The organism is Paenibacillus sp. J53TS2 (assembly GCF_018403305.1).
GTDB classification, from domain to species: Bacteria; Bacillota; Bacilli; order Paenibacillales; family Paenibacillaceae; genus Fontibacillus; species Fontibacillus rhizolycopersici.
This window is the reverse complement of record NZ_BOSK01000007.1, coordinates 227,450-240,594: the sequence shown is the minus strand read 5'-3', so window position 1 is coordinate 240,594 and position 13,145 is coordinate 227,450. Positions and strand designations below refer to the sequence as shown.

The window sequence follows — 13,145 nt, the reverse complement described above, 5'->3', positions numbered from 1 at the left end:
GATGGAGCATACGGAAGACAATCCATCGTTGATCTTGAGCCAATTGCGGCAGGTGGAGAAAACGGAACGGGTGCGGATTTTATACGCTTGCGAAGCGGGCAGCCGAGCCTGGGCGTACGCGTCAGCCGCCAGCGATTACGACGTGAGGTTCATTTACGTGCGGCCGGTGGAGTGGTATTTGTCGATCAAGGACAAAAGAGACGTCATCGAGCGCCTAATCGGCATCGGCACGGAGGTTGCCCACTCTGGAGAGGAGGGTTCCGTGCCGGCTCAGCCGGGGAACGCCGGCGGTCTTGACCTGGCCGGTTGGGATCTGCGCAAGGCGTTGTCGCTGCTCGGCAAAGGCAATCCGGCCTTATTCGAGTGGCTGGCTTCGCCGATCGTCTACGCCGAAGCCTTTCGGTTTCCGGAACGGCTGCAGGCCCTGACGCCGCACGCCTTCTCCGCCAAGGCGGCCATCCACCATTATTTGCATATGGCGAAGCGCAACCTGCGGACAGAGCTGAGAGGCGAGAAGGCCGCGCCCAAGGCCTACTTTTACGTCCTCCGGCCGTTGCTGGCCTGCGCTTGGATCGAGCGCCGCGGAACGCCGCCGCCGATGGACATCGAGAAGCTCGTCGAGGCGGCACTGCCGGACGTAAGCGGCGGCGGGCTCCGGGAGGAGATCGGATTGCTACTGACGCGTAAGAAAAGCAGGGCCAAACCGGAACCGGAGCCCCGCCTTCCCCGGTTGGACGAATATTTGACCGAGCGCGTGGCTTATTTTGAGAGGCTTGCTCCGGGGCTGGAATCCCGAAACCGGAGCAAGGATAAGCTGCACGACAGGCTGGATGAATTGTTTCGATCTGTACTGCAGGAGGTTTGGGGGGGCCATTTCTCAGAAGGCCCGAGCGTTTCATAGGCCTGGAACTCACCCTACCTATCTCAATAAGGAAACTCTGTCTCGTAGTTCAATAGCTGATAGGACCGATATCCCTGCACATTCAGCAAGAGGTCCGAATACGATAATAGAAAAAAGACCTGCCAAATCCAGGGCAGGCCGATATAATCGATGGAACGAAAGGAATTATGCCAATTTCAAAATCGTTAAGGTCGAGTTTAACTGATTATGCAACTGAACAGGTGTGGCACTTGCATTTACGATTTGAAGGGTTGCCGGTACGGTCGGGATGCTAACGATGACCTCTGCCGAGGTAGGGCCGCCGCCATTTCCGGTAAATGGGGCCGGCGTGATCGGAGCACCATTAATGGTCAGGTTGAAAGCTGCATCTCCCTGATTGTGGACCGTAAAGTTGACCAAATACGCTCCTGCTTCCGTGATGGTTACTGTAGAGGATGGGGGCGTGAAGATAAACGCTCCGCCGGAGTTTGCCAAGAGCCCGTTGAACGTAATGGCGGTATTGCCAGGCACCGTATCGGTTCCAGGACCGGGGTCAACGCGATAAATACTTAAAAAGTCGGAGATGCCTCCCGCGGGTCCCGCGGGTCCTGTTGGCCCTGCGGGTCCTACTGCTCCTGCTGGCCCTGCCGGCCCTGCGGGTCCTGCCGGTCCGGGAGGTCCAGGAGGCCCTCCAGCGGGTCCTGCCGGCCCTGCGGGTCCTTGCGGTCCAGGTAAGCCCTGCGGTCCTGCCGGTCCGGTTTCGCCGGTTAGACCTCGCAATCCCTGGGGTCCGACCGGCCCTACGGGCCCTACGGGTCCGATAGGTCCGACGGGTCCGGCAGGACCGGGAACTCCCTGCGGGCCCGGAATGCCTTGTTGACCCGAGACGCCTTGAATTCCCATCGGCCCTTGCGGGGCTTGCACTTTAATGTTTGGCTTTACCTTGATTTTGATGATCTTAATCTTTTTTCCTTTTACATGGTGGAAGTGGCGTTTGTGGATTTTGTGGCCTTTGTGCAGTTTCCGAAGTTTACGGTGCTTGCGTGGTTTGCAATGCTTGCTTTCGTTCATTCCCATCTAAGTCGTTACACCTCCAATAATGTTGATTCAACCTTAGTGTATTGTCTATTCGGCAGAATGTTTGGACGATTGACCTCTATGCGCAGAAAGCGGTTTTTGCCTAAACCCCAAGGATTGGAAGCCCCCAACTCTCTGAAAACACTTTCCTGCTTACTGTAATTACTAGCTTCTAAGCCAAGCTAGGACAAGCCCTCTCCTATTTCCGTTCGACATCTCCCGGCAAACAATGGTATTGATTTTCCCGCCCATAGATTTGTTTTCTCCCCCCAGCACGTTTACGAAGATTGCGTGGAAGGATTGCCCTTGGTTTTATAATAATCAATAAGAATTAGTGACACAGCGCAATTAATAGTCTATAATCAACTGGTGAAAGCTCGATGAAACAGGACTTTAAAATAAGTAATACAGAAGCAACCCGAAAGGGGGGGCGCTTATCATCACTTTGGAGCATGTCAGCAAAACCTACAGCTTGCAGAACGGACGATTCGAGGCGGTGCGCGATGTATCCCTGCGGGTTCCGCAAGGCACCATCCACGGTATCATCGGTCCCAGCGGAGCCGGTAAATCGACGCTGCTGCGAATGATGAACGCCTTGGAGCTGCCGGATCAGGGAACCGTGACGGTACTGGGCCAGGAGCTTACTGCGCTCCCCGAGACCACGCGGCGTGAAGTGCGGCGTTCGATCGGCATGATCTTTCAGCAGTTTCATCTGCTGAATAATCGCACGGTCAGCGGCAATGTTTCCGTGCCGTTGGAACTTGCCGGTTTGCACCGGAGGGAGCGCCTTAACCGTGTACGGGAATGCCTGCGTTTTGTCGGTCTGGAGGACAAGGCCGGCCAATACCCGGCTTCCCTCAGCGGTGGGCAGAAGCAGCGAGTGGCCATCGCCAGGGCGTTGGCCAGTCGGCCGGACATCCTGCTCTGCGACGAGCCGACCTCCTCGCTGGACCCGAAGACGACTGCGGAGATTCTGGAAGTGCTGCTGCATATCCATCGGACGCTGGGAGTGACGATCGTGATCGTCACGCATGAGATGGACGTGGTCCGCAGCATCTGTCAAGGGGTTTCGGTGATGGGGGACGGCCGGTTGATCGATGCGTTTACGCTCGAACGAAACGAAGCGGAGGCCGGAACCTCCGGTATCGCAGGCTACAGCGCTTCTTACAGGGAATTGTTGCTTGGCGGGACGGAGGTGTGAGGGTGTTTGATATGACCTTGATGTGGGACAACTTCATCCAGTATCGCAGCCAAATTGGCGAAGCGGTCGGCGAGACGTTCGCCATGGTTGGGATCGCGCTGCTCGCTGCCGTTCTCCTCGGTTTGCCGACGGGAACCGCCTTGTATCTAACCGGCAAAGGCCAGCTTTATGAACACCGCCTGGGGTATGGCCTGTTGAACGGAGCGGTTAATGTCATTCGTTCCTTTCCGTTCCTGCTGCTGGTGGTGTTTATGATTCCGCTCACCCGTCTCATCGTCGGTACGGCGATCGGGACGCTGGCGGCCTCCATCCCGCTTGCGGTCGTTGCGATTGCGATTTATGCGCGGTTTGTCGAGCAATCGCTACTCGAGGTGCCGCGAGGCGTAATCGAATCGGCGCGGTCCATGGGGGCGTCGAAGCTTCAGATTGTGGCGAAGTTTCTATATGTGGAAGCCCGGTCCGGCCTGGTGTTGGGTCTGACTTCCTCGACGATCAGCTTTATTTCTTATTCCACGGTGATGGGCGTGGTTGGCGGCGGCGGCGTAGGTGATTTTGCCATCCGCTACGGTTATCAGCGGTTCGAAACCGAGCTGATGGCCGCGGTGATCCTGCTGATGATTGTTCTGGTGCAAGGAATTCAATTTATAGGAAATGCGTTGTCCCGTTGGTTGGATAAACGCTAATAACGGAGGGAGAAATCATGATAAAGACAGGTAAATGGATGATGACGCTGGTCCTGCTGATATTGGTATTAAGCGCATGCGGCAATAATGGCAACGCTTCGAACGCTTCAAACACCGGGAATGCGGAGACAGGCGTAGGCGCACCGGCCGCGGCCGAGTCCGAGACGACGGAAATGACAACGTTAAAGGTCGCGTCTTTGATTCAGCCGATGACCGACATCCTTGAACTCATTAAACCGCAGCTCAAAGAGGAAGGTATCAACTTGGAGATCGTCGTGTTGTCCGACAATATTCAGCCTAACGACGCGCTAGCGAACAAAGAAGTCGATGCGAACTTCTTCCAGCACGTGCCTTGGATGGAAGAATACAATAAGAATAAAAACGCCAACCTCGTCCCGGTTCAGCCGGTTTATCATGCCGTGTACGGAGCTTACTCCAAACGCTATAAATCGATGGAAGAATTGCCGGACGGCGCGACCATCGTGATCGCAAACGACGCGACGAACGGGGGACGATCGCTAGATATGCTGGATAAGGCCGGCGTGATCAAACTGAAGGAAGGCGTGGGCATCCATGCTACCGTGGGTGATATCGTAGAAAATAGCCACAATTACAAATTCGAAGAAGTTGATCTACTGATGCTGGCGCGGATGTTGGATGACGCCGATTTGGTGCTGATGACTCCGGCTTATGCCAGCCCGCTGGGTCTTACGCCGAAGAAAGACGCTTTGCTGACAGAAACCGTGGAATCGGCTTTTGCGATCACCTTGGTCGCCCGCCAGGACAATCAGGATTCGGAACCGATCCAGAAGCTGGCGAAGGCGATTTCCAGTCCGGAAGTCAAAAAATTCCTTGAAGACAATTACAACGAGATTGCCCTTCCGGCGTTCTGACGGGGAATAGGTCAAACTGGCTCCTTCATAGGATGGTGATAACATGATCCATATGAAGGAGGGGAGCAGATGCAGATTCATCCTGTCCAGCCGGGCCAAACGACGTACAGCATCGCGGATGCTTATGGCGTACCTTATGAGGATATCGTCGAAGCCAACGAACTGCCGAACCCGGAACAGCTTGTGGTTGGACAAACCTTGGTTATCCCGATTGTCGGCAGCTATTACTGGGTTCGGTCCGGGGACAGCCTATGGTCGATCGCGCAGCGATTTGGGTTAAGTTATCAAGAGCTGGCTCGTGTCAACGCCATTGCCGCGGATCAACCCCTGTCGATCGGATTTCGGTTATATATCCCGCCGCGCCCGCGTAGAAGCGCCGAGTTTAACGCCTACGTTGAGCCGCGCGGGGGGACGGTTGCTCCAGCGCTGGAGCGAAGCGCGCGCGAAGTGGCGCAGCACCTGACGTACCTGGCTCCATTTAGCTTTCAGGCGCAGCGGGATGGTTCGCTCAAGGAGCCGCCGCTCAATCAGTTTCCGGAAATCGCCCGGGCGAACCGGGTCGTGCTGATGATGGTGATCACGAATCAGGAGAACGATCAATTTAGCGATGAGTTAGGCCGGATTTTGCTGAACGATATCCCGATCCAGGACCGTTTTCTGGACAATATCGTTACGACGGCAAGCAATTACGGTTTTCGGGATATCCATTTCGATTTCGAGTTCTTGCGGCCGGCCGACCGGGAAGCCTACAACGCTTTTCTGCGAAAAGCCAAAGCGCGTTTTGCGCAACAGGGTTGGCTGATGTCCACTGCTCTGGCGCCCAAGACAAGCGCCGGCCAACAGGGGCTGTGGTATGAAGCGCATGATTATCGGGCGCACGGGGAAATCGCCGACTTCGTTGTGATCATGACCTATGAGTGGGGCTACAGCGGGGGACCAGCCCAGGCGGTATCCCCGATCGGTCCGGTCCGTCGTGTGATCGAATACGCGTTGACCGAAATGCCCGGCTCCAAAATCATGATGGGGCAAAATCTGTATGGCTACGATTGGACGCTGCCTTTCGTGCAAGGAAGCGTCGCGCGGGCGGTTAGTCCCCAGCAAGCGATCCAAATTGCGGCGCGCCACGGCGTCGCGATTCAATACAGCGACCGGGATCAGGCTCCGTTTTATCATTATTGGGATGGGGAAGGACGGGAACATGAAGTATGGTTTGAGGATGCCCGCTCAATCCAAGCCAAGTTTAATCTGATCAAGGAGCTGGGGCTGCGCGGGATGAGCTATTGGAAGCTGGGCTTGAGTTTTCCGCAAAATTGGCTGCTGATCGAGAACAACTTCGATGTGGTCAAAAGAGGGTAGAACCTAATTTTTCGGACGTGAGAGGACTTTGTGATTTTTGTAACAGAGTTCCCGAAAATCCTGCGTTATGATATAAACAAGTTAAGTAATCAAAATTTAAATGAATAGAGATCTTCGGGGTAAGGTGAAATTCCTAACCGGCGGTGAGGTTTCTGATTGCAGAAACTGCAGCCCGCGACTCGCTTGTGGCTTCGGCCGCACGCGACTGACTTGGTGTAATTCCAAGGCCGACGGTAAAGTCCGGATGGGAGAAGATCAATAAAGCTATAGTTTGATCCAGGGACCGGTACGGTTCCTGACAGGCTTATTTGGTCAGCCCCCGCAAACCTTTACGAAGGTCGATGCGGGGGTTTTCTACTTAGACCCTCTATTCAAGAAGGGGACAAACACCATGGAAAAAGCAAATGTTAGCGGCGGACTCGGGATTCAGGCTGGCGCGGGCGCGGGGGCGCTTACGGGCACATCCGGCCAGGTTCAGCAATCGTCTGCGAAGGCAGAGGCACGCAAATCGCGAAGCGGATTTTGGCTCGTTGTTTTGGGGGCGGCGCTGTGGGGCGTTGACCCGTTATTTCGAGTCATCCTGCTGGAGTCGCTGACGTCGGCCCAAATTGTACTCATTGAGCACCTTATTATCGCGCTCATTGCCATACCTGTCTTATGGAACAACCGCACCGAGCTGAAAGGGCTGGGCTGGAAGCAAGGGGGCGCGCTGCTCTTCATTTCCTGGGGCGGTTCCGCCATCGCCACGATTCTGTTTACGATGGCGCTGTCGAACGGCGATCTGAACGCTGTGCTGCTGCTGCAGAAGATGCAACCGCTGTTTGCCATCCTGTTGGCCGGATTGCTGCTCAAGGAGAAGCTGCCTCGGTTCTTCTTCGGCTTCTTGGTCATTGCGCTGCTCGGAACGTATTTACTGACCTTCGGATTTACGATGCCGATCGGGCATTGGAGCGACTTCGTGCAGGTGGGCAGCTTGCTGTCGCTGGGCGCGGCCGCGTTGTGGGGCGGATCCACCGTGATGGGCCGGATGATGGTTGGGCATATGAAGTATGAGACGGTGACGTCGCTGCGGTTTGTATTGGCGCTGCCGCTGCTGCTGGCCATCACCTGGAACGAAGGGGCCGCCTGGAACCTGCCTGCCGGTACCTCACAAATTGCCGCGCTTTCGCTCAACATGCTGGGACAAGCGCTGCTGCCGGGACTGCTCAGCCTGCTTGTATACTACAAGGGGCTGACGACAACGAAGGCTTCGGTCGCCACATTAGCCGAACTCAGCTTCCCAATGGTCGGGGTTCTAATCAACTGGATTGCCTTCCAGCAGATGATTACGCCCGCCCAGGTGTGCGGATTCGTTCTGATTTGGGGCACGTTGTTCCTGATCTCCCGCCAGGGAGCCAAGCAATAACCTTTCGCTTATAAAAAGAAGCGAGGTTTCCGCCCTTAACTGGGTTCGGAAAACCTCGCTTTTTTTCGCTTTATTCAGCTCGCTTGGCCGTGATCGTTTAGTTCTCGTCCAGCCATAAAATCGCCGTCACGCCGCGCGGATAATACCGGCTGCCGCAGATTACGCCGGCCATCATCTGATCGCTCCAGCTCCAGAAGGCGTTCTTCTCGGAGGTCAGCCAGGCGACATGCGCGGCGTCGGCCGCTTGGCCCCGTTCATCCCAGGCCAGGCCTAGGATCTGGCGGGCGATGAATTGACACAGATAAATTTTGCTGAGCCAGGAATTGTTGCTCGTCGAGGACAGCTTCCACCCACCGTCTTCGAACAGGCAGATACCGGGTTGCAACACCGTGTTCAGGTGCGTGGATAATGCCCGAATATATTCGCCGAACCGGCCGTTCGGATCCAGCGCTTCTTCGCATCCAGTGTACAGCGGGAAGATCAGACCCTCGATCGCCGGGATAATCTTGGAGTCGTTATTTTCCTGGATGACCGCCGGAATGTAGCCGCCTGGCAGCAGATGCGCGGTGATCGTCCCGGCACACCGATCGGCTTGCCGTCCGGCCAGTTCGGCCGCCGCCTCGCGACCGTTTGCTCGCAGTAGCTTTTCCATCGCGACGTAAGCTGCCCAGCTCTTGCCAGCCAAATAGATGTTGTTCCGCGCTTGACCCAGCGAGACATCCAAGCTGTCGTAAGTGGTGATTTCGGCACCGCCCATCGTGCGGGAGCTGTCAAGGCCCATGACGCCGGTCCGTTTAGCTGGGTCCGGATGATCGCGATTCACCATACTTTCCAGACATTGCTCCAGGATCGGCAGGTTGCGATCCAGCCATTCGCGGTCATTCGTTTGCTGGACGTAAACCGTGGCGCTCAATACCCAGTTGACGAGCTGCTCATGGGTCATATGGGAGAAACAATCGTCAATCGCATGCAGCTCGTAAACCGAATAGCCCGGTCGGGAGAACGTGTTGGCAACGCCCATGTCGTGCGTGAAGCTGATGCCGCCGGGATATTCGGTCGCATCTCCGGGAAGACGTACCGTGTCCCGATAACTGTAGCGGCTGGTGTAGAGATCCAGCTCGTTTTTGACCGTCCACGGGTTCATTTTCAGCTCAAAAAACAACTGGTCGACCAGCAAATCGAACGTATTCATCATCCGGTATTCGCCTTCGTTCACGACCCAAAGCGGCTTGCCGTCCTGCTCCAGCAGCTCGGTGGAACCGTAATAGCTGCGGATCGCGTGCGCGAGCATAAACTTCTGGTCCTCGGTCAACTTCGAGTCGTAGACAAGCGTCTCGGCTTTCTGCGCAACCTCCAGCTTACGGTCGAACTCAGCCAGCGCATAATCGGCTACGTCCTCGATATTGGCGAAATACCGCGTGTAATAGTAGGACGCGTCCATCCCGGTGGTGACGTAACCGGCGCGATAGAAACAGAGCGCAAAGCGGTAGGTAGCTTTCTCGCCGGCGGGGGTATCCATGAGCAGCGCGCCCACTGGCCCGAGACCAAAACGGAGGTTCTCCGGAACCTTTGGCTTCAGGATGGATTCCATCTTGAAGAATCCGGCGCTTCTAATCCGCGGGTCGTTCGCTGCAATCGCGGTATGGCGGCCCTGGCCGACGCCGCAGATCCGGCCGTCGGTCACATCCTCCAAGCGTCGGATTGCGCTGAACGGATCGATGTTCTGCAAACCGAAGAAGGCTTTCCGGGCCGAGGTTCCCCGCGTGTTGTCGACCGTGATTTCGGCCAGCACGGCCGGCATGAGCGCGAAGCGCAGCTGATCTTCGGTCGCCGTCTCAGGGTCGGGCACGCCTTCAAACGGCGAGATCAGGCGGAACGTCAAATCGCCGGCTTGCCATTCGTCGATCGCCGCACCGAATCGGCGGACAATCTCGCTGCGGCCGAACGGTTCGATGAGACCGCTTTCTTTTTTCTGAACGGAATGCTGCTCGCTGGACTCGTCGCCGCTCTCTTCCGTCGTATAACGGTCCCGCTCATCCAGACCTTCGCCGAAGAACGGCAGGGCCCGGTAATGGTCTTGCCCGTCGTCCTGCAAGCCGATGTAAATGTTCTGCTTAGGCGGGCTGCCCAGTTCGAGGTCGAATCCGCCGCTTTGGCCGGGATGTCCTAACGTAAAGCTGGCGAAGGCTCCCATCGGGGAGTGATTCGCGTTAAAAAATATATTTTTACCCAAGTTGATTACCTCCTGTTCAATTGGTTGCGGTTGTGCTAGTTTGATTATATCAAGGCTTTGGGGGAACGCCCATATCCAAACCGTCGATTGATTTATCCAAAACGTTCAAAGACGGCGAGGAGGGGACCAAAAGCAGCGAAACGGAGGGACGAGGGTGGTTAGAGAGCATCAGGTTACGGAATATATGCTGCCGGATATGGATTCGACGTTTAAGCTCTTTGCCGCGCATCTGCGGACGGTGACGAGCGCGTGGTCGTACCCGCGGCACAGCCATCCGCTGTTCGAAGTGAACCTGCTGCTGGCGGGCAGTCAGGAGATGATCGTGGGCGGCAAACGGTACGTACAGCAGCCCGGCGATTTCCTGCTGCTGCGCCCCGAGGACGTGCACGAAAGCCGGACGCTGGGGACGGAGTCGATGACGTATTATTGTCTGCATTTTAATGTCGACGAACCCGTGCTTCGCGAGCTGCTGTGCCGCGGCGAGGAGCTCTTGCATGCGGCGGACAGCCCGCTGGCCGAGATCATCCGGCCAAGCCTGGATAAGCTGATCGCGTTGACCTCGCACGGGGCGGGCGCTAAGCTGGCGGACAAGATGCGGGCTTTGTCCGCGGTGTTCGAGCTGTTCGCCGGCCTGAGTGAAGGGCTGGCAGAACGGGAAGTCGGCGCTCCGGGCAGCCGGATGAACCGGATCGCGGCAGAGATTGCCGCCGGCTTGGAACGCAGCGTTGACGAGTCGGAGGCTGTAAACGCGATAACGGGCGAGGGTATCGGCGGCGACGGCGATGGCGACGGGGTCGATGGGGATCGGACACGCGAAACCGTTGCGGCGGTTACCGCCGGACTCGGCTATAGCGCGTCCTCCTGCAACCGGATTTTCCGCAGCGTCTACGGGATGTCGCCGCGCCAGTACTTATCGGCGCTAAAGCTGAAGAAGGCCAAGCTCCTGTTGATGGAGCCGGAACTCTCGGTGGAAGCCGTCTCCATGCGTCTCGGTTACAAGGATATCGCGCATTTCAGCCGGCAGTTTAAGCGCTGGACCGGGGAATCGCCTGGCAAGTTTCGAGCTAGGTTTCACATTTAACTCTTATTATGAAAGGGGTTGGCTGCAGTGACAGTTGAAAGCGCTGACTTATTGGCGTTGCCGCTCCGTAAGCGGATCGTCTTTTTTGGCGACAGCATTACGGAGAACGGAACGTACATCCGTAATTTAGAGGCATTTTTCTTGAAGCATCTGCCGGAACGCCGGCTGGAGTGGATCAATCTGGGGGTCAGTAGTGAAACCGCGGCAGGAACCAGCGAAGCGGATCATCCGTTTCCCCGTCCCTGCGTGCACGAGCGTTTGGAGCGCGCCTTGGCGGAAGTGCAGCCGGATTGGGCGTTTATTTGCTACGGAATGAACGACGGCATCTACCATCCGCTTGGAGAGCAGCGTTTTGAAGCTTATCGCGACGGAGTGCGCCGGGCCGTGGACCGGGTGCGCGGCGAGGGAGCCCGCGTCATCCTGATGACGCCGCCGCCGTTTGACGTTGCTTCAGCCGGCGGGGAGGCATTGCCGGGAGGAATGGACGACTACTCGTTTGAGCGTCCTTTCATCGATTATAACGCCGTCTTGGACCGTTATGGGGACTGGGTGCGCGAGTACGGCGAGGCCGAAGGGCTGACGGTCGTGGATCTCCGCGGTTCGCTTGGCGAATTGATTCGCGCTCGGCGGGAGGCGGACCCCGGCTATCGCTATGGCGATGGCATCCACCCGAACGAAGACGGGCATTGGGTGATCGCTCGGACGATTCTGAGCCGTGTGTTCCATCTGGAGCTGGAGCGGATGCCAGATTGGGCGGATGGCGGAGACAGCGCGTTCATCCGGCTCGTCGGCGAGCGCCGAGCCGTGCTGAATGCGGCATGGCGGGAGCATGTCGGGCATACGAACCCGAACAAGATGGAGACGCCGCCGCTCGCTGAGGCGTTGCTGCAGGCTGAGGCGTTGCTGCCGGCGATCAAGCGGGCCGCCTTGGAGGAGGGCGGCGCGGAGAGTGCTGAGGTGAGCGAATGGATGGGCTTTGCGCGCACCGACTTTTACTTCGGCGGCCGCGAATGCGTGGTGGTCGCTCCTCAGGATGCCGCGCCTGGTCGGCCGTGGGTGTGGCGGAGCGAGTTCTTCGGCGCGTTCGCGGACGCCGACCTCGCCCTGCTCAAGCAAGGCTGGCATCTCGCCTATTGCCGGCTGAGCCATCTTTACGGCTGCCCGTACGCTGCCGGGCAGATGGAAGCCTTTCGCGCCGAGGTGGCCGCGAAATACGGACTCGCCCCGAAGCCGGTGTTGTTCGGCTTCAGCCGGGGCGGCCTGTACGCGCTGCGGTACGCCGCGCTGTACCCGGATCGCGTCGCGGCGTTGTACCTCGACGCGCCGGTGGTGGACATCCGCAGCTGGCCGGGGGGCCAGGGGGCGGGTCGGGGCGAGCCGGAGGAGTGGCGCGACTGCTTGGCGGCGTACGGCATCGCCCAAGCCGCGTCTTCTCCGGCGGAGGGCGCCCGGCGTGCCGGCGAGGAGACGGAGCGCCTGCTGGCGGTGCTGGTCGCGCCGGCCCGCGCCGGCGTGCCGGTGCTGCTCGTCTCCGGCGACGCCGACCTCGACGTGCCGTTCGAGGAGAACGGCGCGGTGCTGGAGCGCGTCTACCAAGCCCATGGCGGCACGGTGACGGCGATCCTCAAGCCGGGTGGCGGGCATCACCCGCACAGCTTGCCCGACGTCACGCCCATCGTGGAGTTTGTCCTCACAGCGGCTGCGAACCACAGCCGATAACAACCGTGAACCACCGTCCGATGCGATTTGGACGGTGGTTCGTTGCGTTAAGCGGTGGGGAAGTACGGATGAGGAAGAGGGGCGTGGAAGGAGTAAGCGGGTTAGTGGCCGGTAGCCGGTAGCTGGCAGCCCAAAGCTTGTAACTTGTAGCCCGTACCTTGGATCATCACACTCGTAGCTCACAACTCGTAGCTCACAACTCGTAGCACACAACTCACAACTCGCAACTCGCAACTCATAACTCATAACTCATAACTCATAACTCATAACGCACAACCCGGATCTCGAAATTTGCGAACGGGTAACTAGTAACTCATGATTTGCAACACACCATTTCCAGCATGTATCTAGTATTTCGTTTGCGCTGCACGTTGGGGGGAATTAGTGGCTTCTCACGTACGCCTGGATGGGTTAGCTGGATCGCACCCCGGTCTTTTTGCGCAAAACTTAGATCTACATAACAGTTCGCTGCTGCAGCTAACCTTTTAACAGGACATTCTATATGAAATTCCATATAGAATTCGAGGTTTGATGATGGAATGAGCAGTTATGTTCGAAATATCATATATAATCTCCGCATTCGGCTCTCCAACAGCCAATCTGTATGAAATTTCATA

General features: G+C 57.3%; 10 protein-coding genes and 1 riboswitch. Of the genes, 8 read left to right on the top strand and 2 right to left on the bottom strand.

Going from position 1 to position 13,145, the window contains the following annotated elements:
- Position 1 precedes the first annotated feature (1 nt).
- On the top strand, positions 2 to 901 hold the full coding sequence (locus tag KJS42_RS16755) for a nucleotidyltransferase domain-containing protein (protein WP_213623515.1): 900 nt from the start codon (positions 2 to 4) through the stop codon (positions 899 to 901).
- A gap of 165 nt (positions 902 to 1,066) precedes the next feature.
- Here the strand turns inward: KJS42_RS16755 and KJS42_RS23305 are convergent, their stop codons facing one another.
- Positions 1,067 to 1,957: a collagen-like protein gene (locus KJS42_RS23305; protein ID WP_280516412.1), complete on the bottom strand. Its 891-nt coding sequence runs from the start codon at positions 1,955 to 1,957 to the stop codon at positions 1,067 to 1,069.
- Between the two features lie 436 nt (positions 1,958 to 2,393).
- On the opposite strand from KJS42_RS23305, the gene KJS42_RS16745 reads away from it, so the two are divergent.
- The 5 genes from KJS42_RS16745 to KJS42_RS16725 all read left to right on the top strand — a co-directional run bounded on the left by KJS42_RS16745 (position 2,394) and on the right by KJS42_RS16725 (position 7,495).
- Positions 2,394 to 3,158 carry a methionine ABC transporter ATP-binding protein gene (locus tag KJS42_RS16745; RefSeq protein ID WP_213623542.1) on the top strand — a complete coding sequence of 255 codons (765 nt, stop codon included), beginning with the start codon at positions 2,394 to 2,396 and terminating at the stop codon, positions 3,156 to 3,158.
- A gap of 11 nt (positions 3,159 to 3,169) precedes the next feature.
- Positions 3,170 to 3,841, top strand: a complete 672-nt coding sequence (locus tag KJS42_RS16740) for a methionine ABC transporter permease (RefSeq protein ID WP_193415858.1) — start codon at positions 3,170 to 3,172, stop codon at positions 3,839 to 3,841.
- Positions 3,842 to 3,858: 17 nt separating this feature from the next.
- The gene (locus KJS42_RS16735; protein ID WP_213623514.1) at positions 3,859 to 4,734 is read left to right on the top strand and encodes a MetQ/NlpA family ABC transporter substrate-binding protein; all 876 of its coding nucleotides are present in this window, start codon (positions 3,859 to 3,861) and stop codon (positions 4,732 to 4,734) included.
- Between the two features lie 69 nt (positions 4,735 to 4,803).
- A complete protein-coding gene (locus KJS42_RS16730) occupies positions 4,804 to 6,090 on the top strand; it encodes a glycoside hydrolase family 18 protein (protein WP_193415598.1) in 1,287 nt (428 codons plus the stop codon).
- Positions 6,091 to 6,196: 106 nt separating this feature from the next.
- Positions 6,197 to 6,350, top strand: a riboswitch (FMN riboswitch).
- Between the two features lie 131 nt (positions 6,351 to 6,481).
- The gene (locus KJS42_RS16725) at positions 6,482 to 7,495 is read left to right on the top strand and encodes a DMT family transporter (RefSeq protein WP_155606380.1); all 1,014 of its coding nucleotides are present in this window, start codon (positions 6,482 to 6,484) and stop codon (positions 7,493 to 7,495) included.
- Between the two features lie 97 nt (positions 7,496 to 7,592).
- On the opposite strand, the gene KJS42_RS16720 is transcribed toward KJS42_RS16725, so the two are convergent.
- Positions 7,593 to 9,728, bottom strand: a complete 2,136-nt coding sequence (locus tag KJS42_RS16720) for a glycoside hydrolase family 52 protein (protein WP_213623513.1) — start codon at positions 9,726 to 9,728, stop codon at positions 7,593 to 7,595.
- Between the two features lie 154 nt (positions 9,729 to 9,882).
- On the opposite strand from KJS42_RS16720, the gene KJS42_RS16715 reads away from it, so the two are divergent.
- Together KJS42_RS16715 and KJS42_RS16710 are read left to right on the top strand one after the other, a co-directional pair.
- Positions 9,883 to 10,809 (top strand): AraC family transcriptional regulator, encoded by a 927-nt coding sequence (locus tag KJS42_RS16715; RefSeq protein WP_213623512.1) that lies wholly within the window; start codon positions 9,883 to 9,885, stop codon positions 10,807 to 10,809.
- Positions 10,810 to 10,836: 27 nt separating this feature from the next.
- Positions 10,837 to 12,528 carry an SGNH/GDSL hydrolase family protein gene (locus KJS42_RS16710; protein ID WP_213623511.1) on the top strand — a complete coding sequence of 564 codons (1,692 nt, stop codon included), beginning with the start codon at positions 10,837 to 10,839 and terminating at the stop codon, positions 12,526 to 12,528.
- The last annotated feature ends 617 nt before the right edge of the window (positions 12,529 to 13,145 follow it).